Annotated in this window: 12 protein-coding genes; 6 read left to right on the top strand and 6 right to left on the bottom strand. The window is 50.5% G+C overall.

Features of this window, described 5'->3' with window-relative positions; genetic code table 11:
- Nucleotide 1: 1 nt before the first annotated feature.
- On the bottom strand, nt 2–1525 hold the full coding sequence (locus IKB43_01535; protein ID MBR2468826.1) for an ATP-binding protein: 1524 nt from the start codon (nt 1523–1525) through the stop codon (nt 2–4).
- On the bottom strand, nt 1522–2877 hold the full coding sequence (locus IKB43_01530; GenBank protein MBR2468825.1) for a DNA cytosine methyltransferase: 1356 nt from the start codon (nt 2875–2877) through the stop codon (nt 1522–1524). The genes IKB43_01535 and IKB43_01530 overlap by 4 nt, the downstream gene beginning before the upstream one ends.
- A gap of 857 nt (nt 2878–3734) precedes the next feature.
- Here IKB43_01530 and IKB43_01525 point away from each other — a divergent pair.
- Nucleotides 3735–4718 (top strand): ORF6N domain-containing protein, encoded by a 984-nt coding sequence (locus IKB43_01525; protein MBR2468824.1) that lies wholly within the window; start codon nt 3735–3737, stop codon nt 4716–4718.
- 478 nt (nt 4719–5196) lie between these two features.
- On the opposite strand, the gene IKB43_01520 is transcribed toward IKB43_01525, so the two are convergent.
- Entirely contained in the window at nt 5197–5943 is a 747-nt protein-coding gene (locus IKB43_01520; GenBank protein ID MBR2468823.1) for a hypothetical protein, read from the bottom strand.
- A 210-nt stretch (nt 5944–6153) separates the two neighbouring features.
- On the opposite strand from IKB43_01520, the gene thrS reads away from it, so the two are divergent.
- A complete protein-coding gene (gene thrS, locus IKB43_01515; GenBank protein ID MBR2468822.1) occupies nt 6154–8091 on the top strand; it encodes a threonine--tRNA ligase in 1938 nt (645 codons plus the stop codon).
- Nucleotides 8092–8220: 129 nt separating this feature from the next.
- On the opposite strand, the gene IKB43_01510 is transcribed toward thrS, so the two are convergent.
- A complete protein-coding gene (locus IKB43_01510; protein ID MBR2468821.1) occupies nt 8221–9327 on the bottom strand; it encodes a hypothetical protein in 1107 nt (368 codons plus the stop codon).
- A 121-nt stretch (nt 9328–9448) separates the two neighbouring features.
- Between IKB43_01510 and IKB43_01505 the strand changes: the two genes are divergently transcribed.
- The gene (locus IKB43_01505; GenBank protein MBR2468820.1) at nt 9449–16072 is read left to right on the top strand and encodes a glycoside hydrolase family 9 protein; all 6624 of its coding nucleotides are present in this window, start codon (nt 9449–9451) and stop codon (nt 16070–16072) included.
- Nucleotides 16073–16184: 112 nt separating this feature from the next.
- Here the strand turns inward: IKB43_01505 and IKB43_01500 are convergent, their stop codons facing one another.
- Nucleotides 16185–16382, bottom strand: coding sequence for a ferredoxin (locus IKB43_01500; protein MBR2468819.1), 198 nt, complete (start codon nt 16380–16382; stop codon nt 16185–16187).
- Nucleotides 16383–16644: 262 nt separating this feature from the next.
- Between IKB43_01500 and argB the strand changes: the two genes are divergently transcribed.
- The 3 genes from argB to IKB43_01485 all read left to right on the top strand — a co-directional run bounded on the left by argB (nt 16645) and on the right by IKB43_01485 (nt 21652).
- Entirely contained in the window at nt 16645–17436 is a 792-nt protein-coding gene (argB, locus tag IKB43_01495; GenBank protein MBR2468818.1) for an acetylglutamate kinase, read from the top strand.
- Nucleotides 17417–18619, top strand: coding sequence for an acetylornithine/succinylornithine family transaminase (locus IKB43_01490; GenBank protein ID MBR2468817.1), 1203 nt, complete (start codon nt 17417–17419; stop codon nt 18617–18619). The genes argB and IKB43_01490 overlap by 20 nt, the downstream gene beginning before the upstream one ends.
- Before the next feature lie 87 nt (nt 18620–18706).
- Nucleotides 18707–21652 (top strand): discoidin domain-containing protein, encoded by a 2946-nt coding sequence (locus IKB43_01485; protein ID MBR2468816.1) that lies wholly within the window; start codon nt 18707–18709, stop codon nt 21650–21652.
- Nucleotides 21653–21939: 287 nt separating this feature from the next.
- Here the strand turns inward: IKB43_01485 and IKB43_01480 are convergent.
- On the bottom strand, nt 21940–22634 hold a 695-nt coding region (locus IKB43_01480), incomplete at its 5' end, for a 2,3-bisphosphoglycerate-independent phosphoglycerate mutase (GenBank protein MBR2468815.1).

The following is a 22634-nucleotide window of genomic DNA, read 5'->3' as shown; positions in this document are numbered from 1 at the left end:
TTTAGAATCTCCCAATCAGGCTATTCAATTTATTCCTGAAAGCCTTTGCATACGTAGCGTACCCGCTGTCATTCATCAATAATTCTGCTCCAACAATTGATTGAACCAAATGGAGCATTGGACCAGTACATTCTTCGTCCTTTAATATTTCATTATACCTTTCAAAAAAAGGATTATCCATAAACAAACGAACGACGTAGTTTTTATCATTCTCTGCAGACTTTTCTACTGAGTAAAACTTGGATATCCCTGCAATTTTTTCGAATCGAATTTCAATACTATACGTAGATTCTCCGATATTCATCACCTTATTTACAGGTGCTATCAGCAATTCCACTTTTTCATTTGGCACATCTTCTTTAGTTTCGTCAACAATCAGCCCTTCTGATGGAGTCGGCGGCACCGTGGCAGAAACCACAACTGGCTTAGATAAAGCCTGAGCCATCGCAGAAACTGCTTTTTTCTCGGCTTTTTTAGGATCTTCAACTTTTCTATAATTTTGCGCCTGACCAAAAATATCAAGAGTTTTATCAGATTTTATTTCATTACGTAACTCATCAATAAATGCCTGGAACTGATCATCTTCATTAAAAGCATTTTTTGTAAAACTTACATCAAAGCCTTCAACTTCAAGTTCGCCGAAAATTCTTTTATATTGCGGCGAGCCAATATCCCCGCAAAGAGCCTTGGGCCGATATTTTTCGTCGGAACTCGTTCCAATGGTTCTTCCACGACGGAATAGGAGAAATCCGTTGTTTTCAGATGTACTCATCTGATCCAAGACCGCAATAAAACCCTTTACTTTCTGTTTTCCGCCTTGAAATGAATAATCTATATTCAATCGCCATTCAATTGCTTCTCCCCCATTTTTATAATGAGGAGCATTAAGAATTTTAGGCTCATGATAAGCGAGCAATTCACCATTGACGTAAATATCTACAACATTACTCCTAATAAAATGTGAATATATGCTGCTTAGATGCTTCTTTATACCAGAAATTTGTCTAGATGTCGGTTTAAATTGGGATAAATCTGTCAGCGTGATTATTGTATAGTGTTCATCAGCATTTGCAGGCACTTCCTCTACATCAACTGCCGTTTTTTCTTCATCCAACACCTCTTTTAAATCAAACACGAAAGTCTTCTTTAAATCTTCGCCCCACGCTTTTGATTCTACAGTCCAATGATTTGACAACCATATTGAAGATACTTTCATTCCCATTCCGAATTCGTTTAACCCTGTCGCATCCAAAGGAATTCTTGCAAGTTCAAAAGCTCTTTGATAGTTTTCTTCTTCTATTCCGAAAGCATTATCTTCTATGCGTATATAATCATCCGTTATTGTAATTTCTACTTTTAGTTTTCCATTAGGATTTAAAGGCTTTAAAATATCAGCATGCCTTTCGAAACTTGATATTGAATTATCAACATACTCTGCAAGAGCATTGTGAGCTTTATTTGATATATGCCTGAAAACTTGATAAACAAGAGGCTTTGTTGCGATGGATACTTTTTCTTTTATCATAGTCTTATCAACCTCTTTGCAATCTTTTTTACCAACTGAACATTGACTGCATTGCCCAAAGCTTCGTATATTCGAGTTTTAGACAATTCGAATTCTTTGTTGCCAAATTTCAGTTTTTGCATCCCTTGCAATTTGGCCGCTTCTTGTACAGACATATACCGACCATAATCATCTTTACCCGGAATTGCAACCCAAGAGAAAATCGGTATTTGCGTACCAACAAGATTTAACGCCGGAGAAAAAGTGGGATTTTTAATGCGGATGCCAGACGCTCTAAATTGAACAATCTTATCCGAAATTATCGGCGCAACATTACCACAGTTCCACTCTAATTTCAAGTGGCTATTATCAAAGTATCGAATCTTTTCCATCCACTCTCTTAACCAATCCTTATTATTTTCGTAAAACTCGCGATTCTGGCTTATGTATCGTATTTTCCATGATGGGAATGTTTTATTCTTAGCTGTTTGAGCATAATTCGGCAATAGTTTCAAGCAGTCCGCAACAGTTTTTCCAAAAACCCGACACCCCAATCGTCCTCTTTTCCCAACAAGTTTTTTTAATTCTTGATAAGCGGGGGCGATATCTTCAAAATCGTAATCCGCTCCAAACTCCATTGCCCAAATAGGAAAGCCAGGTATTTTACCACCGCGACTTGAAGCTTTATCAAGAAACTCTTGCCACACATTTAATTGATTCTTTGTGTCGTATCGCAATAGGGTTACATCTGAATCACTTTCATCTATTACACTTTTAATGTCACATTCCAAATTTGTTGGCTTGGGAAAAGAAAATTCACTAAAATCACCAAAATCTTTTCGTTGTGCAACGATGTATATACGTTTCCTATGCTGTGGTATGCCAAACTGATGAGGTGATAATATTTCTGCAGTCACATTGTATCCAAGATTATCCAATTTATCTTGGATAACTTTCCAGGTATTTCCTTTATCATGCCCCTTCAAATTCGCAACATTTTCTAAAAAAAGATACTCTGGCTTGTGGACTTCAATAATCTTGCAGATATAATCAAACATTGTTCCACGAACATCATTAAAACCTTCTCTTTTTCCGGCCTGACTGAATGGTTGACAGGGAAAGCCACCGCATAATACGTTGTGTGGAGGAATATCTTTCTTTGGGTCGATTTTTGTAATATCGCCCTGTATTTCCATGCCGAAATTCTGTTTATAAATTTTTCGAAGATCTTCTTTCAATTCAGAAGCAAAAACACATTCCCCACCTATGGAAGACAACGCCAGATGAAAACCACCCAGTCCAGCAAACAAATCTATGAATTTGAAAGATTTCTTTCCTTCGTCGTTTTTGCCGACTTTATTCTGAGCCACCATTCGCTCCGTGTTGAAAGTGAACGAGTTCACTCTCGCGGGAGCGGTTCTGGCCGATTCGCTTGACCGGGGTGCGGGCAAAAAGAACGGCGAGGAGCCGACTCACTCCTCGCCTAAAAGCGCGACATTTTCAAAGAATACAATACACCCGCATAATCTTGCAATGGATTGCTTCACCCTTTCAGGGTTCGCAATGACGTTGCAAAACAATCCCGGGCGTATACGGCACGCCCAGGGTACACTACGCCCGTGCAATCCACGGACGATGGCGAGTCATTGTCTTATTCTTGTATTCGTGAAAGTGTCTAGTTTCCAGATGAAGAACAAGAGCGATACTCAACGAGCGTTCACCCTCGTTCTTGCAGACTATTCCAAGCATTTTCTGGAAACAAAAAAGGCGTGGAGTTGAATGCACCTATCATCTGGAGGCCTAGACTGCCCGAATACAACAAGCGCAAACAACTCACGCCCCATAATGGCCGCTTGCCTACAGGCAGATTTATCAAATATGCATGTACCAAAACGATGCGGCAGGCCTAAGCCGGTCGCAGACGTGAGCGTTCGCCTTATTCTCCGTATTCATGAAAGTGTCTAGTTTCCAGATGGAGAACAAGAGCAAAAACTCTATTTTCACCCAAAATATAAATTATTCCGGTGTCAAAAGGTGACGCCACGCCCGGAAGGCGAGAAAAAAGCGTAAAAACGCAGAATTCAACCGCCTGCAGGGGTCGAATTTCCCCAAAAATGCCAAAATTTCCGCGAAAATCGCCAACTGTCATAATATGACATACGAGGAATGTATATTTGCATCGAGAACACTTTGCCCCGCCTTTTTTGCTTGTAGGCGGAAGGAGTAGAAGATGGCTAGAAAGACCGAAGAAACGGATGGTATCGCACCTAACCCGCTTATGGAGTCGGGCATCGGAAAGATGATTCAAGTTGTTCGTGGCAAGCAGGTGCTGCTTGACCGCGATTTGGCGACGCTTTACGGGGTGGAAACGAAGCGTATAAATGAGCAGGTAAAGCGCAATATTGAGCGTTTTCCCGAAGATTTTTGCATACAACTCTCTTTAGAGGAATCGCAACTTCTAAGGTCGCAAAATGCGACCTTAGAAAAAAAGGGGCAAAATTTAAAGGGAAAACACACAAAATACCGTTCTTTAGCTTTCACCGAACAAGGCGTAGCGATGCTATCTTCGGTTCTAAAAAGTGAGTCTGCAATCAAGGTCAACATCGCCATTATGCGGGCTTTCGTGCAACTGCGTCACCTTATGATGGGTAACGGAGGCCTCGTCAATCGGCTTTCAAACGTGGAAGCAAAGGATTTGGAACAGGACTGCCGCTTGACTGGTCATGACGAGCATCTGCTTGACCATGACCGAAAATTTGACGAACTTTTCGAGGCGATGGACCGTGGCGAACTCAAATCCAAGGGTTTATTTTACAACAACCAGGAGTTCGATGCCTATGTATTTGTCTGTGACCTGATTCGTCAGGCAAAGAAAAGAATCGTACTTGTCGACAGGTACGTGACCGAGAAGACTCTGGCCATGATGCTCAAGCGGGAAAAAGGCGTTTCCGTGACAATCTACACCTATGACAAAAGCAAAGTCCTTGAAATGGACCTAGCCACTTACAACGAACAATATCCCGACAGTCCGATGCAAGTCTTGCCAAGTTACGGAATGCACGACCGATTCCTATTCATAGACGATACGGCTTACCACTTTGGGGCTTCGCTCAAGGATTTGGGCAAGAATACGTTTTTCTTTACGCAGGAAGATTTCACGTTGGACGAAGTGTTGAAGGAATCGCAGAAAATTCAGGCAGAAAAAGAAAGCTAGGCATTACAAGGTGACAATGCAGATTAGGTTTCTGCGGGGAGGGGGTTTTAGGGGTGTCCCCTAGGCGAAGGGGTGATGGATGGTTCGACAGGCTCACCAACCTTGTTTTACGCAATGCCTGTCGAAACAGCAATCAGGGGGATTCTTCCCCCTTTGTATTATCAGGACTGGATTCTTAGCCCGCAAGAGCTTAAGAATTGTAAGCCAATGAATTGGCAACAATTCTATACCGCCTTCGGCGTCAGAATGACTCGCTTGAAAGGGTTGTTTCCCTAACCACCAATCACCAACCACTAGCCACACTTATAGTCTTTTTCTACTTGGCACGCTTCGCGTGCTTTTAGCGCGGCTCGGTTATGTCAACTCGTGCAAGCACGGTTGCCGCAACGCTCGCAATGACATTTTTCAGCCCATTTTCCCGTACTTTTCTCTCGCCTCTCGTCTAAATTCTATTTTTGGCCTTTTTATAAGATTCCCGTTATTTGGTACCGCGTGTACTCGAGAACCCTAGCTGAAAATAGTATCGGGTTTTAAAATCGTCTGCAAAGTTCTTTTCGAACCGAACACCCCCTTCCAAATACACATGATAATCGCCATTCCCATAACGTATGGGAGAAAAGCGAAAACCAACATCGTTTACGTATGTAAAGCTACGCCTATAGAATCCTTTTTCGGTCAGAACATAGGTAAGCAGGTGACTTTGATCTGTCAACCCTAACCATGCCTTTGGAACAAGCGGGATGTATAAATTGCCACACCACAAATAAAGGGGGATCCCCAAAAAAATCATCGCAAGAACGTCTTTAGCACTTGTTCCATCTTCACGATGAATTGTATCTGGAGCCACAGAGTCTTCAAATAACAGAAATATTGGCATTGCGACAACATAAGCCCCTATAGAAAGCAAAGTTTCATCAGAAATGCCAGAAGGCCCTATACTAACATGCACAGGATCAAAACCAAAATATAAACTCAGCCATTCTGTTATATGGAAAGCATCGCCATCGGCAAAAGGACGAATATCAAATAATGAAACTTCAGCCGTTTTCGGGGACACATAAGATGCATGAAAAGTGAATCCTAAAGGGATATAACTGTCATTCACTGTCGAATTTTCAGCTTCAACATCTGATTCCTCTCCAAAAGCATTACAGCAAGAAGCAATAAGCAAAACACAAAAGAGTTTTCGCAAATAGGAGGGAATTTGTTCGCAGAAGAAATCCATAAATCGTTTTTAAATATAGCATCCCCGTTCCTATAAAAAAGGAGGTCCCCGCCTACGCGGGGAGGACAATTAAGGAATTTCGTCCATTTTCCCGTACTTTTCTCTCGCCTCTCGTCTCTCGTCTCTCGTCTAAATTCTATCTTTGCGCGCACCGCCAGATGTCGTATTTCTGGGGAACCGGGCGAGAACCGCCCACAAAAAGGATTAATTATGTCTCAAATCGAACTCACCTTCCCCGATGGCTCCGTACGTTCCGTAGCATCGGGCACCACCGGCCTCGAAATTGCGAAGGGCATTTCCGAAGGTCTTGCACGCAAGGCGCTTGGCGTCAAACTCGGCGATAAGGTCCTCGACCTCACGCGCCCGCTCACCGAGAGCGGCACCATCAAGATTATCACGCCGAGCAACGACGACCCGGATGCTCTGATGCTCCTGCGTCACAGCTGCAGCCACGTGCTCGCCGAAGCCATCTGCGACCTGTTCCCGGGCACCAAGCTCGCCTACGGTCCGGCTATCGAAAAGGGTTTCTACTACGATTTGATGACACCGACCCCGATCCAGCAGTCGGATTTCGAGCGCATCGAAAAGCGCATGAAGGAAATCATCAAGGAAGACCGTCCGTTTACCCGTTGCGAAGTCAGCGCCGCCGATGGCCTGAAGCGCACCGAAGGCGACAAGTACAAGACGGATAACGCGCAGCGCGCTCTCGCCCGCGAGGGTAGCGACGGTACGCTCAGCTTCTACGTGACTGGCGAACCGGGCAAGAACTTTGAAGACCTCTGTGCCGGCCCCCACGTGCCTTCTACTGGCAAGCTCAAGAATTTCAAGGTGCTCTCCATGTCCGGTGCCTACTGGCATGGCGACCAGAACAGCGACCAGCTGACCCGCGTGTACGGCACCTGCTTTGCCGACAAGGAAGGTCTCGAAACTTACCTGAAGTTCCTAGAAGAGGCCGAAAAGCGCGACCACCGCAAGATCGGCAAGGAAATGGACCTCTACCACATCGAAGACCATTCTCCGGGCATGGTGTTCTGGCACCCGAAGGGCACCAAGATGGTGAATGCCCTGAAGGACTACATCCGCGGAAAGATTGACCGTCGCGGCTACCTTGAAGTGATCACGCCGGAAATCGTGAACAAGACTTTGTGGATCAAGTCCGGTCACGCCGACAAGTACAACGAGAACATGTTCAAGACGCTGGCTGGCGACGTGGAAATGGCCGTGAAGCCGATGAACTGCCCCTGCCACATTCAGATTTTCAACACGGGTCTGCGCAGCTGGCACGACCTGCCGATGCGTCTTGCCGAATTCGGTAAGTGCCACCGTTACGAACCTGCCGGTACCATGCACGGCCTGATGCGCGTGCGCGGCTTTGTGCAGGACGACGCTCACATCTTCTGTACCGAAGACCAGATTGCAAGCGAAGTGGCCGACTTCTGCGCCCTCGTCAAAGAAATCTACCACGACTTCGGTTTCGACGATATCGTGGTGAAGTTCTCCACCCGCCCGGAAAAGCGCGTGGGTTCCGACGAAATCTGGGACAAGGCTGAAGCCGCCCTTGCCGAAGCCACCAAGCTCGCTGGCCTCGACTACATCTTGAACCCGGGCGAAGGCGCCTTCTACGGCCCGAAGCTCGAATTCACGCTGAAGGACAGCCTCGGTCGTGACTGGCAGTGCGGTACGATCCAGGTGGACTTCAACCTCCCGCAGCGTCTGGGTGCCGAGTATGTCGGCAAGGACAACCAGAAGCACATTCCGGTGATGTTGCACCGTGCGGCCGTGGGTTCCATCGAACGCTTCCTCGGCATTTTGATTGAAGAATTCATGGGCGATTTCCCGCTGTGGCTCGCTCCGGTGCAGGCCCGCGTGCTCCCGATTTCCGAGAAGTTCGTCGACTACGCGAAGAAGGTCGAGAAGGAACTCGTGAACGCCGGCGTCCGCGTCGAAGTTGATGAGTCGAATGAGAAGCTCGGCTACAAGATCCGCCAGTGCGAATTGCAGAAGGTGCCGTATCTCCTCATCGTTGGCGAGAAAGAAGTTGCCGATGGCGTCGTGTCCGTGCGTAAGCGTAAGGACGGCGACAAGGGCAGCATGAAGGTTGCCGACTTCCTCAAGATGACGGAAGACGACCGCAAGGTTGTGCGGTAATCATCGCAATCCTGGACCCTATCGGTCGCCCTGTGGGCTTCCTCCAGGGTGACATTCGGTAAAATTAAAACGCAGACTCGGTCGAGCCTGCGTTTTGAATTTCATTTGTTTATGAATAGCAAACGGGTATTACCATGAGGGAATGTTACAATCGATTGTACTTGCGTTTGTTTCAATCTTGAATTGAACCTTCTGTCCGCTAAAAGAACCAATCTTGGCGTCAAAATAATCTGTTTTGGGTTCACTTAGTGCTTCGTCGTTAATGAATACACTCATAGTCGCACCACCTCCTGGAGGGCCTTGGCAAACCAGAGTGTTTGCTCCTTCAGGAATTTGAACAACCCAGACTTCGCCGGTAGGAATTGCTATGGCCTCGCCGCCCTTGACAAATGTGTAGTCCACCTTGTTGGGGTTGATTACATAGGTGGACGCACAAACGTACTTTTCTGAAGTTTTGTCCTTGTTCGTTACTGTTACCGTGGGGGCCACATTTACCTTGTGTAGGTCGGATCCTAGAGTGAAGGTTTTTGTTTTGTCGCCAGGAATATTTTCACCCTCGTAGCTCCAGACATAACCGGTAATCTCGGAATCCGAAGACGCCTTTACTTCCCACGTTACGGTTTCGCCTGCATTGGCTGTTTCTTTACCGCCCACAGGTTTACAATATTCGACGGTGATAGGAACCCCTTGGACTTGTAGTTCGCTGCAAGTGATTTCGTTACCGTCAACATTTAGTTTTGCGGTGTATGTGCCGGCGTCCGCATAGCGGACATTTACGGAATTTAGACCGTTCCCTTGCAAGGATTCGTTTTTTGCACCTTTCAAAGTCCATACGAATGGAGCCATGATCTGGTTGTAGACTTCGCCTGCGCTGCGGTAGAATTCCCAGGTGGCAATTTCGCCCTTGTTAATCTTGGCGGGGGAGGGGCCACAGGTTCCGTTCACGATTTTTTGAGCTTCCATCAGGGTCTCTTTGCCACTGACGGTCTCGGACTTTTGGGCTGCAGAGCCGCCGGAAGTCGCCGCACTGGTGGAACTGCCCTCAGTCTTTCCGGACGGCGACGACCCGTCATTGCCGGAATCGGCGGAACCGTCGCCATTGCTTTCGCTGGACTCAATAGAAGGAAGGTCGTCGCCGGATGACGAAGACGAATCCGACCCGCAGGCCGAAAAAGAAATCAAACACCCCAAAAAGACCCCAAAAAACCCAATCCTGAGCAAGTTTTTATCAGTCATGGGGTAGAATATAGTCAAAATGTAATGGTGTCAGGTGTAATTTTTTTGCTACATTGCCGATTTTAATAAAAAAGATACTATAATTAGCACGTTTGGGATTCGGGTGCTAAAAGGAGTTGTCGTGCGATTCTTTGCCGTTTTGTTATGTGCCCTCAGTGCTCTGGCTTTGGCTGTTGAGCAAGAACAGCCTACACCCTACGACCTTATCCGCCCGATTTGGCCCATGAAATGGGATACGTCCGCCACGGACGACGGCGGAACTGTCGAAAGTTTCAGCAAGTACACGCCGAATGCCAAGAAACACAATACGGTGCCGCCAGTGGGCACCATGCCCCAGGATTTTGTCGCCAATGGTATTATTCCCGATACGCTGAACCAGGCCTTCCGTGACGCCCAGAATTTGCGCATTGGCCGAATTCGTATTAACCAGGCTGGTTATTTGCCGGACGATCCAGAAAAGCAATTTTATTATGTGTCTGCAGGAGCCTGCGGCGAAAAGTTTTCCGTTGTGGATTTGGATGGGAAAACTGTGTTTGATGGCGGGACCTTCATGCCCTCTGGCCAGCTGACCAAGTCCAGTTGGGATATCAAGGCGGGAACCGATGCTGCCACGAACAACCAGGGCCGCTATACGGCCCGTGCTACAGGTCCTACGGGGGAAATCTGTATAGGCAACTTAGCGCAGGCAACCGGTCTCCATGCAGACACTCGATATCGTGTTAAGGTCCTTAACCAGTATTCGGCGACTTTTATTATCAGCGACAAAGTTTACTCCATGGTTCGTGATGCCACCCTCAAGTTCTATGGGATAAACCGTTCCGGCAATTCGGAATCCTGGTTCCATAAACCAAGCCACACCAAGGATGGAGCGGGCCCGTTTACGAAGGGGGCGGGTGCTGTTGCTGGATTTACGCCCAAGGAGGGGGCCTTACAGGGGGGATGGTACGACTGCGGTGACCACTTGAAGGAGTCTCAGACCCAGGCGTACGCGTTTATGGTGCTTGCTGTGATGGCAGCTGCTAATCCAGACCGCGACGAAGACCATTATGCCTATAATATGGGCGAAACGGTCAATACCGACGGTATCCCCGACATTCTGCGCGAAGCCAAGCATGGAGCCGATTTCTTTTTGCGGGCCTATAACTTTGCAGACGGCGTTATTGACAATATGGCGGTTTCTGTGGGTAACTTTGGTGCGGACCACGGCTGGTGGGGTAGGCCCGAAAATCAGGATGCGCTCCCTGCAAGTTTGACTGGGCGTGGTGGTCCCCATGAACGTGATGTCCGTTTGGGCGAATTGGGTTCCAATATTTCGGGCCAGATTGCGGCGGGCCTTGCTATACTGAGTGTTGATTACGCCGTTTACGACAAGGCTTTTGCAGATAGCTGCTTGATGGTTGCGGAGCAACTTTATGACTTTGCTAAAAATCTGGCTCTTGGTAAGTCAACCTATGGTATGGAAAAATATGGCAAGACTGGATTGCCCTATGTATATAACACCGTTCCTGCGGGTTGGTCTAGCCCCGCCTATAACGGTAACAACGAATACCATGATGACTTGGCCCTTGCCGCCTGGTCGTTGCACTATGCCACTTATCCTAAGACGGGAGATGACTATTACCTGAAGGAGGCGATTTCTAGCCAGGAGATGGTGGTATCCTCTGGACCGGGTGCAGATAAGTTTAAAGGTGGCTGGATGGGGTCTTCCAGCAACGGCATGACCAAGTCTTCCAAGAATACCAGCTGGGCCAACGCCTATACATATGCCCTTTACGGTTTTTACAAGGTGTTGCTCCGTGATGCGGCAACCGCCGCCAAGTACGGCATTTCCGAACAGGACCGATTGCTTTATTCTGAAAAGATTCTTTATACCATGGCCGCTAATGTGTCTTACCTGTCGGGTTCGGGCTCAAATCCCATTGACTTGCCGAATCCCAATTCGGAAACACCGCTCACGCTGAGTTATGATGATATATGGTACATTATGCAGACGGATCAGACCTGGATTTACAACCGTTACCAGGCTGGCAACATTTTCGAGGTTCTCGCTTATTCGGACATTGCAAAAGATTTCGATGGTGTAAAACTCCCACAGAAAGGCGTGCAGAATTGGAATTCTGCCGCCATGAAGCAGTTGGGCCTAAACCAGCTGAACTACATGCTGGGCGTGAACCCCTGGGATGTGTCCTTCTTGCTGGGTGTTGGCGACAAGAACGATGCCCACCCGCACCACCGCGCCTCTAACCCCGAAGGCAAAAACATGCCGGGTGCAGGCTACAAGTACAATCCGCCTACCGGTGCATTGTTTGGTGGTGTGACCCCCGGTACCGAGAATGCTTGGTCTCCTTCGACACTGAGTTGGGAAGATTACCACCTTTCGGAAACTTGTATTGACGCTACGGCCATGTTCGTGGCCTCTTGTGCTGTGGCCGTTCGCGAAGAAGACCGCAACCGACCCCCTTCCAAGGTGGATGTAGAAATTCGCTATGTAGGCTATGATTCCGCCATTGTGAACATAAACCAAGATATTCGCGGACAGGCTATGATCCTTTATAGCGAAAGCGAGACAGGCCCCTTCGCTAACATGGCGGTGGATTCTATTCCCGGGGTCAAGCATACCATTCACATGAAGAACCTGAAGAACGGGACCACCTATTACTTTAAGGTGGTGGCCATTAACGCCAGGAGCGAAAAGTACGCTACACGCTGGCTGGTGGATTCCACCCTTACGCCGTTCTACTTTACCACGTTAGCTAGCGAACCTCCTGCGGCAGATATCCAGAACGTGAAGGTGTGTAACTTGAGTTCTGACAGTGCCGAGGTCATGTGGTACACGCCCAATGGCCAGTACGAATCCAAAATGTACTGGGATACGGTCCTTACCACCTACGACAAGATGCACTGGAATACCGGGGACGCCAATGCAGATGTGAGCGGAATCCCTACCAGTTTCCATTATGTGAAAATTGGCGGCCTCAAGGAACAGACTACCTATTATTATTGTGTTGAAAGTAATGGGGTGCAACGTTGTACTGATGACAACGGAATACCCCTGAAGTTCACAACCCCCGTGACGCATTACGACTTTGACGTTAGTGTGTATCAGTACGATTTTGGCGGCATGGACTTCTTGAACTTGAACCTTATCAATAACGAAGACCGTGCGTTTAACGAATTGACATTACGCATGTATGTGACGGCAAGACCCGACGAAATCGAGGCTGTACCTGGTGTAAACAACCAGCCTGGCTCCTGCCCCTTGCTGGCAGACGAAGATATTTGTCAGGCTTATGACGAGGCGGGATTCAATAGACCTTGCGTGAATCAGAATGGTGAAAGTGTAGATGATTCCATACGCTACTACCTGCGACATGCCGTGCCTGTGAAACTGGATGATACCTATGACCCAGCCACGGGAACCTATGACTGGTACATTCCTATTCCGCTGGGAGGAACAACCATCAAGTCGTCTTCCCGCATGCGTATTGACATAGGCTTCTCTAGTGGCATTTACCAGAACGGTGGTTGCGAAACTTTACGTACGCCTGCCAAGAAACGTTTTGTGGCGGGAGGGGCTTCTTCGGACTGGTCTTGGGCTGCGCACAAGCGTGACGTTGATGGTGCCGATTATGCGGGTGTTCCTGCATGGGATAAAGACCAGGGTGATATAGAGCAGGCTCCGAAAAACCCCTACATCGTAGTTTATCGCAAGAATGAGTTTATTTCGGGATTCAGTCCCTCTTATCAGGAAATGACCACTAAGCGTGCTCATTACGACATGACCGTGGCCTTTGATGCTCCTTTCAATGTGTCTAACGGTTCTTACATCCAGATTGACTCGGTAAAGAGCACTATGCACCTAAAGGGCACCGCATTGATTTCTGAAAGTGGATATGTAAATGCCATTTGGGTGAATGGCGTGGCTCTTACCAAGGACCAATTAAAGACTGCTGCTGTTTATAATTATGAAACCAGCAAGTTTGATTTGGATATCCCAGTGAAGATGACTATTGGAACCAATAAGGTTGACGTTACTGTATTTGCCGGTCCTAATCCCGAATGTGCCGAATGCCAAGAAAACGGCGGTTGTGCCTTTGTAAACCGCAGCTACTATGTGCAGTTTAGTAAGGGGGACCGCACTGCGGGCATTTTGACCCTTGTCAGGGAAGACGGCACATCTGTTTCTAGCCCTGCGGCAACAGATGGTTCTTTGAAGTTCTACGTGGTGGTTAAGGACAAGGACAATCGTTCTAACAAGACGATTAAGGTTCTGATTGAAAATTCTAGGACCGGTGCTATCGATACATTGACCCTCAATCGCGTGAACGAGACGACTGGTGAATTCAAGAGCGACCTGATTACCGCTATTGCTGAAAAGGATGTGAAACTCCCCAAGGTGTCGTTCTTTGGTGGTGACGAGATTACGATTACCTACATCGATGCCGAAGACGAAGAAGATGTGGCAACGCAGTACTTCTTTGCGGATCCCACGCACCCGGTTCCTCAAAATGTTGTGGTCCAAGATACGGACTGCAACGCTAGGGGCGACAAGATTGTAGCCACCTTCAGCGGTAGCACCTTCGGTAATGGTATAACCTTGGACAGCGCCCTCTTTGAATTTGATTCCACGGCAACCACCAAGCCTTTGACGGTTCTGCTGAAACCCTCTAGCGTCAATGGCGCCGAAGCTGTGTTTACGCCGAATGCGGGCCAGGTTCCGCAGACGGGCGCTCCCGCAGGCACGGTGACGTTCTACATTACGGAGAAGGGCGTTGTCACTACGGAAAAGGCCCCCATCAAGGATGGTATCGCCCCGACTCTCAAGGGCGTGACTATTCTGGAAAATGAAAATCACCAGTATGCCCAGGATACCTTGAAGATTATCTTCACGGAGCCGGTGATGCTAGCCTCTTATAGCGTTTGGCCCCTGCGGGTCACCAACGGTTCTGCCGAAGTTTCTCAGGCTGGCATCTCCGTGGTAAGCGCCACCACTTCGGACAATGGACGCAGCTGGCTCTATGTTATCGAAGGAAATACAAATGGAGAAATATTCAAGCCAGGGCAGAAGGCTGAAATTCTTGCAGACTTTGGCGTGTCTGACCTGGGAATGAACAGTCTGAGCAATTGTGCCGGCCCAGTGACCGTCACGGAATCTGTGCGTCCTGTACCTGTTACCTTTGCCCGCATCACCGACAAGATGGGCGATGGCCAACCCGAAGAGATTTATCTGGAATTCGAATCCCTGCTGCGTGACAAGGATATGCTGGACAGCTTCGATATATATTGGGGTTCTCCGGAAATATACAGGGCCTTCAAGAATCAGAAAGACTGGTCTTTGGACACTATCCAGGGAGATCCGGTCATCAAGCCGATTTTGGCGAAGATGGACTCTTCCATGGAAGTAAAGCAGGTCTCTTATAAAGAAGTTATTGGACAGGATACTGTATGGTGCAACCAGACTACAATGGTGGAAGATACAACCACCCACACGATGGTGGAGGTGGATGTTTTGGATCCTATAACAGGCTTGCCGGTCAAGTACGCGTGCAGCTATAAGGACAAGACCCAGAATGCGGTGAAGAACGACACCATCTGGAACTACGTGATTGATACGACGGGCCATGACACGTTGTTGCAGAAACATACGGCTATGCGTATCAAGATTCCCGAAGGTGTATTCTTGAAAAAGACCTATGGTAGCCGTGGTGGAAAGGGCTCCGTAATGCCCCGCAAGGGCGAAGAAGGGGGCTTCTTTGACAAGAGCTACTCCTTGAACGACGATTGCCCGCCGGTGCTGACGGCTGCAAGGCTTAGTAAGTATGGCTCGACTTACGCTCTTCGTGTAGAACTGTCGGAGCCTCTGGTGGCTTCCGGAAACGAAAAAGCCCAGTTCATTGAACGGTTCCACGAAGGCCTGAAGTCCTATTACCAGCCGGCTGACACGAAGCTGGACAAGTATCTAGATGTGATGTATTGGACTTTCGCTTTCCGTGAAGAAGATGCGGACAATCATGTGCATATCGGTGATTCTCTGCGCTTGCCGATACAGGTCAACTCCATTACAAAGGATAAGGCAAACCTGTTGCCGGGCGAAGAAAGTCCCTGGGTCCCTGTGGTGGGTGAGATTGAAGACGTCCGATTCAGGGTGAAGATGGCCGAGGGTGTAAGCACTACAGCTAAGGGTGACGACCTGTTTGCAGGCAATATGCCCGAAAAGGACGAGGACTTCCGCCTAAGCGTGTTGAGCGGTTCAGAGGAAACCCTTATCGCAAATGGCAAGAAGAAGTTGACTCCGTACAGTTCCATGCTCTCTTACGACACTGCCGCTTACAAGCATGGAGGCCCGGTGTTTAACATCGATGTGGAGATGCCGATTTTGCTCCAGAAGGATTCGTTGGATAATTTCGCCTGGAAGGCTCATATCGCATTCACGTTGGACATTTACACCAACATGGGTGCCCATGTGACCCAGACGGAATACGAATTTGATCTGGATGAAATCGGAATTGACAAGTTGTCTGCCGACGGAACCATCCACCTGAAGCTTGAGTGGCTGCCTCACGATGGTAACCCCGCTGCAGCAAACGGCAGGGCGATAGCTACGGGTCCCTACGTGTCGAAGTTTATCTTCCATACGAAGGAAGTGGCTATTGCGCCTACGGCCAACAAGAAACATCGCGCCGGAACGGTGAAAAAGCAGAACAAGGAAAAGAGAATTTCCATGGGCTACCGCCGTATCAAGTAATTAGCCTCTGCCCCCGGATGTCCGGGGACAAGTTGTTGCCGGATAACAAAAAGACCTCCCATAGGGGAGGCCCTTTTCAATGGTATTGTTGCGACGGGCGTCGCCTTGTGCACTATTCGTACTTGATGACGCCGGCGGGGCAGGAGTCGGCAGCGTCCTTGATCTCGCTTTCGTAAGCGGAATAATCAACGCCTTCCTTCACCTGCATCTTTTCGGGAACGCTGAACACTGCGTCGCAAGTAGCTTCGCAGGCGCCGCAAGATACGCATTCGTCGCTGGATTCGTCCAGCCAAACTTTAGAAATAGCCATAATATACCTCTTGTGTCTTTGGTTTGTGTTATAAGCACAATATAAAAAAATTGAATGTGAAAAAGAAGATAGAATCAATTTATGCAGAAAAAAGGGCGCTGTGAGAAAAAAAGCGTCGGCCAAGGATGGGGAGGGTGCAGGGAGGGGCCCGTGCGGCCTTCGCAACTCCGAGCTGGGGCCCCGCCCGCAAGCATTTTTCTAAATTTGCGGGCGGAAATTCATCGTCTTTTAAGGCGAACAAATCGAGAGGACAGCACCCGCGATGAAAAAAGTGGTTGTAAAAATTGGTGGCAGCCTGGCAATCGACGAAGCTAAGCTCGCTGATTTTGTGTCGGCAGTCTCTACACTCCCAGGTGCAGGCTGTCAGGTGGCCGTGGTTCACGGCAGTGGCAAGGACATCAACGAAAACATTGCCTTGCTCAAGGAACAACCGACATTCATCGACGGTCTGCGCGTGACGACCCCCGGCATCATGAAAATGGTGGAGATGACCCTCTCTGGCCACGTGAACAAGAAGCTCGTGCGCATGCTCCTGAACAACGGCTGCGGCGCCGTCGGTATTTCGGGCGTAGACGCGAACCTGTTCCAGGTGGTCAAGAAGCAGGGCAAGGTAGACCTTGGCCTGGTGGGCGAAATCAAGAAGGTGAACCCGGGCATCGTGACCGCGCTCTGGGGTGCGGGGTTTGTTCCCGTGGTAAGCCCGATTTCAATCGGTCCAGATGCTAACGGCAAGGTTGTGAGCTGGAACGTGAACGCAGACACCGCCGCATCTGAACTGGCTGTGGCGCTCGAGGCCGACCAGTTCGTGCTGGTGAGCGACGTGCCGGGCGTGATGGACGAAAACAAGAATGTAATTCCCGAACTGAGCGAAGCGGACGCCGAAAAGCTGATTGAAGCTGGCGTCATCTCCGGCGGTATGATTCCCAAAGTCCGCGAGAGTTTCAAGTCAATCCGACGAGGACTCAAGAGCATCCACATCGTGGGTTGGAAGGACGCGGAACACTTTGGCAAACAAATTAATGGAGATTTAAACTATGGCACAATCTTGCGCTAACCTGCTCGAACAGGACAAACAAATTATCGCGCCGCTCTACGGCAAGGCAGACATTAACTTCGTAAAGGGCGAGGGCTCTTACCTCTTTGATGACCAGGGCACTCAGTACCTGGACTTCGTCGCGGGTATCGCCGTGAACGCGCTCGGTCACCAGAACCAGGCCATCAAGGATGCGGTGGTGGAACAGATGAACCACTTCAACCACATCAGCAACCTTTACCCGAACTACCCGCAGATTAATCTCGGCAAGGCCCTCCTTGAAATCACCAAGTTCGACAAGGCCTTCTTCTGCAACTCCGGTACCGAAGCCAACGAAGGCGCTATCAAGTTCGCACGTAAGTACTTCGACCGGAAGGGTGAAAAGAACCGGCAGAAAATCATTACCTTCGTGAACAGCTTCCACGGCAGGACATACGCAGCTCTTTCTGCAACGGGCCAGCCGGCTATCAGGGAAGGCTTCGGCTCCATGCCGGGTGACTTCGTGCATGTGACTTGGAATGACTGCGCTGCATTGAAGGCCGAGGTGGATGGCAATACCTGTGCCATCATGCTGGAATCGCTCGCTGCCGAAGGCGGCGTGATGACGCTTTCGAAGGAGATGGTCGAGACCATCAACAGCCTGCAGAAGGAATTCGGCTGCCTCGTGATTGTTGACGAAGTGCAGGCGGGTGTGGGTCGTCTTGGAACCTTCTGCGGTTTCGAAAAGTACGGTCTGAATCCGGATCTCGTTTCTTTGGCTAAGGGTATCGGTGGCGGACTCCCGCTGGGTGCGGTGCTCCTGCGCCAGAAGATTGCCGACCAGCTCAAGGCCGGCGACCACGGTACCACATTCGGCGGCAACCCGATTGCTTGCGCCGCAGGTCTCGCTGTCGTGAAGCAGATTCCGGGGCTGCTCAAGAATGTTGCCGAACGTTCCGCCCAATTGAAGGCCGGTTTGGCGAGCCTTGTGGAAAAGTACAGCTTTGCCAAGGAAGTCCGGGGCGAAGGCCTGATTCTCGGTGTGGCTCTTGACGAATCCATGCCGGTGGGTAACATTATCGCTGCTGCCAGGGCCGAGCATCTCATGGTGCTCTCTGCCAAGGGCAACGTGCTGCGTATGCTGCCGCCGCTGAACGTGAGCGAAGCCGAAGTTGCTGAAGCCCTCGAAAAGTTGGGTAAAGCTTTCGCTGCCGCCGCGAAGTAATCCGAAAGTTATCCGCATATCCAACGATTGTCATCCCCGCGCAGGCGGGGATCTTTTTTTTGATGTATATTGTATCAAGAGGTTCTCATGAAAACTTTTGTCGTTTCTGCCCTTGCGGCCTTTTTTGCCCTGCCGGTCTTTGCTTCCCAGAATGTGGTCAAGGTCGATGACCTGCACCCCGGCGTTGTCATCAACAGGGACAACATGATGTCTGCCGACCTGGCGATTTGGAACCCGCCTAGCCGCTATTACGATATGACCCCTGCGCTTGTGGACGGCGGCTACACCCTGTATCGCTTCCCCAATGGAAGCCTCTCTAACGATTACCACTGGAACGGCATCGGCAAGTACGACGAAACGGGACTCTGGACTCCCGACGAGACCAAGTGGGCCCGTGGCTTTTTGGGCGAGACCGCTTACCGTGGCACCACCAAGGACAACTACGGTTTTGTCCGCCGGAGCCACCTGGCCGACGGCAAGATGGAGACCATGTGGTGGGGCGAAATTTTGGACCCGGTGGACCCGCCCTGGATTGTGGTGGAATTCCCTGAAAAGGTGAATCTGGATTCCATTCAGATCGATTGGGGTAAACTTCGCCCCAAGGCTTTTGAACTGGCCTACTGGACGGAAGACTACGCCGAATACCCCGGCGTGCATCAGGCTCTTGAAAATAAGCTGAAGGTAGAAGCCACGGTGCGGGTGAATTCCGCCACCACCAAGTACAAGTTCAAGCGAATCAATACCCGCTACGTGGCCGTCCGTTTCAAGACCACGGACCTGCCGTCAAAGGGCGTGCAGATTTGTGAGATGAAACTCTACAGCGGCGCGACGGATTTGCTGGGCGGCAACAACTACAAGTTCTACGCCATGTCTACCAGGAACGGCGACATCGCCCGCACGGACTGGACCGACATCAAGTGGGATTTCGAGACCTTCATGGAATACATCAAGACGCTCCCCAATGCCAGGGCCGTCATTTGCGTGAACGCGGGCACGGGAACCTCCAAGGAGGCCGCCGCCTGGGTGCGTTATGCCAACAAGGTGAAGGGCTACGACATCAAGCAGTGGCAAATCGGCAACGAACTGGACGGCGAGTGGGAAGAGTCCGGCCCCATTTCGGCAAGGCAGTACGCCGCCCGCTATCTGGAATACGCCCGCGCCATGAAGGCGGTGGATTCCAGCATCATCTTGCACGGCCCGCTGTTCAGCACCCACAAGATGCAGCAGAAGGGTGCGGGCCTTCTGGATGGAAAGTACTGGATGGAAGAGTTCCTGCGGATTGTGGGGGAGGCCGAAAAGAAAGATGGCAAGCGCTACTTGGATGTAGTGGACCTGCACAACTACCCGTACTGGACGCCAAACGACCCGAAACCCGCAGACATGCTCAAGTCCATGCTGGACGTGGGCCCCAACATGGACACGCTGGACATGTGGATGAAACGCCACCTGGAAGGGGAACGCCGGGTGTTTCTTTCGGAGTTCAGCACCTGCGTGCAGGGCTACAGTCTGCTGATGGATTACCCTCAGGCCACCGCTATGGCCAGCGTCTTTGCCCAGCACGCCATGCGGTTTGGCAACCGCCTGCAGGTGCTCCCCTGGGACGCTTTCGGCAACTTGTTCAAAGGGCCCGACGACACCTGGGGAACTATCAGCATGACGGCGCTCCTCAAGGAAGGCTCCTGGAATCACTGGAAATCCCTGGAACCTACGGCGGAATACTATGGCGTTTACATGACCTTCATGGACTTTTTGGAAAGCGGGTTCGCGGTGTTGCCGGTAGAGAGCAACAGCCCCGATGTGGTGGCCTACGCCATTGGCAAGGGGGATTCTGCCCGGGTGATGCTGGTGAACCTTTCCGACATAACGCAGCTGGTGCAGATTGACCGGGCAAGCGTTGGCACGGATTCTGCCAATGCAACGCCGACAGTGGGCAAAGGTGATTTGGTCAGGACACAGGTGGAAATTTTTGGCGCAGAACAGTTCAAGTGGATCGGCACGACCCAAAGTGCCTACCCCTACCCGAAAATGGGCCCAAGCGGCCGCCGCATCAACCCGTCCAAGTCCAGGGACATTGCCGTACCGCCCTTTGGACTTGCCGTCGTGCAAATCAACCCGAAGGTCGTGGGCCTGGATTCGGCGACGAAGTCAGCCGCGGCTGACCCCAAGGTCATTGCCGCTGCCCTCGAAAAGAAGGTCCTGCTGGCAGGCGATACCCTGGACCTGTTCGCCACCGCCGTGCAGCAGTACGGCCAGCTGACAGAAGGCAAACTTGAAATTCCGGAGCTTGGAATCGTCAAATGGTTCAAGCCCGATGACGGCCTGTGGAACGCCTCCATCGAAAGCTTCCATGTGAAGGTTCCCATGCCCGCAAATGTGAAACTTGGGCCTGCCACGGCGACGCTGAAGATTCGCGGCCTGGGCGGCAAGATTACGGAATTCAAGATTCCCTTCCGCATCCGCGGGGCTTACCGCACCACTAGCGTCATGCAGAACTTCGACAACGGGCTGGATGCGGTAGATTGGTACCCGGTGGCCAACGGCGATAACGCTACCAGTATCGAGGCCAAGGTTTTTAACGGGGCACCCCCTCACGGTGGGTTCATCCGTCACGACTTTATCATCGAGCAGCCTCCTGCACAGGGTTGGCCCAACTTCGCCGGAGCTTACTACGTGATTCCCGAAGCCGTCAAGAATTCCGTTGGCATCGTGTTCGACTACGCTACCAACCACAACAATCCCGACGGCTATTTCGAAGTGCAAATCGCCAGCGAACAGGTGAAGGACTACGACGAATTCATGGTCCGCCTGAAAAACACCCGCGGCAGCTGGGTTCGCGACACCCTCATCTGGGAAAACATGGCTCAAGAGGGCTGGGGTAAGACCATCCCGCAGCTGGACCCGAAGCAAATCAAGAACTTCGCCTTCAGGGCCCGTTACAGCGGCAAGGGCTACATCAGCCTGGACAACATCTACCTCTTGCAAGAGAACGGCACCGAAGTCCCCATGCCCAAGGGATTACGCCGCTTGCGGTAAGGGGGAAGGCCTTCCGCACCACCTAAAGGTGGCCATGTACACTAAGCGCTAAAGCGCTAAGTGTCCAAAGGTTGCTCCAGACCAAGCCGGGCCAGGTGCCCGCCCCGGACTTGTTCCGGAGCTACCCCTTCTCCTAGGGGCCCTGCCCCTAAAACCCCGAATGAAAAAGGAACCCTCGTGGGTTCCCTTTTTTCGCCAAAAGGAGATCCCCGCCTTCTCCCCAAAGAGGATAACTCTACTGAGGCAACAAGTTGCCAAGTATCGTATAGCGGGGATGACACTTTGAATTACTTGATGATGAGCATCGAGTCATCCCACGCTTCGTGCTTTTCGAGGCCCAGGAGGTTTGCGGTCGTCGCAGCGATGTTCGACAGACCCCAGTCGCCTTCCTTGAGGGAAAGCTTGCCGCCCGTAACGTTGTCGTAAAGGATGCAAAGAACCTTGTTCAAGGTGTGGCTGGTCTTTGCCTTGAAGGTGCCGTCCTTGTTGACCTTCGGCATGCCGGTCTTCTTGTCGATTTCGTACATTTCGTCAGCGTTACCGTGGTCAGCCGTGATGATGGCGACACCACCGAGGGCGTCAATCACCGGGAGGAGGCGTGCAAGTCCGATATCCACCGCTTCGATAGCCATGGTAGCAGCGCGGAAGCTACCTGTGTGGCCCACCATGTCGCCGTTCGGGAAGTTGCAGCGGAGCGTCTGGTACTTGCCGCTCTTCAAGGCTTCGATCATGGCGTCGGTGATTTCGGCAGCCTTCATCCACGGGCGCTGTTCGAACGGAACAACGTCAGATTCGATTTCCAGGTAGGTTTCGCCGTCGAACTTGCTGGAACGGTTACCATTCCAGAAGTAGGTCACGTGGCCGTACTTCTGCGTTTCGGAGCAAGCGAACTGCTTGACGCCGGTTTCGGAAAGCCATTCGCCGCTGGTTTCCTTGATGGCCGGAGGCGGAACGAGGAAGCGGTTCGGGAGCTTGAGGTCGC

The sequence above is a fragment of the Fibrobacter sp. genome (assembly GCA_017503015.1).
Lineage (GTDB): Bacteria > Fibrobacterota > Fibrobacteria > Fibrobacterales > Fibrobacteraceae > Fibrobacter.
Note: the sequence above shows the minus strand (reverse complement) of the source record. Positions and strands in the feature narration are given on the sequence as shown.

Excerpts from the sequence above, each read along its gene's own strand:
- IKB43_01535 (MBR2468826.1), bottom strand. The coding sequence starts at position 1,525 with ATGATAAAAGAAAAAGTATCCATCGCAACAAAGCCTCTTGTTTATCAA.
- IKB43_01530 (MBR2468825.1), bottom strand. The coding sequence starts at position 2,877 with ATGGTGGCTCAGAATAAAGTCGGCAAAAACGACGAAGGAAAGAAATCT.
- IKB43_01525 (MBR2468824.1), top strand. The coding sequence starts at position 3,735 with ATGGCTAGAAAGACCGAAGAAACGGATGGTATCGCACCTAACCCGCTT.
- IKB43_01520 (MBR2468823.1), bottom strand. The coding sequence starts at position 5,943 with ATGGATTTCTTCTGCGAACAAATTCCCTCCTATTTGCGAAAACTCTTT.
- thrS (MBR2468822.1), top strand. The coding sequence starts at position 6,154 with ATGTCTCAAATCGAACTCACCTTCCCCGATGGCTCCGTACGTTCCGTA.
- IKB43_01510 (MBR2468821.1), bottom strand. The coding sequence starts at position 9,327 with ATGACTGATAAAAACTTGCTCAGGATTGGGTTTTTTGGGGTCTTTTTG.
- IKB43_01500 (MBR2468819.1), bottom strand. The coding sequence starts at position 16,382 with ATGGCTATTTCTAAAGTTTGGCTGGACGAATCCAGCGACGAATGCGTA.
- argB (MBR2468818.1), top strand. The coding sequence starts at position 16,645 with ATGAAAAAAGTGGTTGTAAAAATTGGTGGCAGCCTGGCAATCGACGAA.
- IKB43_01490 (MBR2468817.1), top strand. The coding sequence starts at position 17,417 with ATGGCACAATCTTGCGCTAACCTGCTCGAACAGGACAAACAAATTATC.
- IKB43_01485 (MBR2468816.1), top strand. The coding sequence starts at position 18,707 with ATGAAAACTTTTGTCGTTTCTGCCCTTGCGGCCTTTTTTGCCCTGCCG.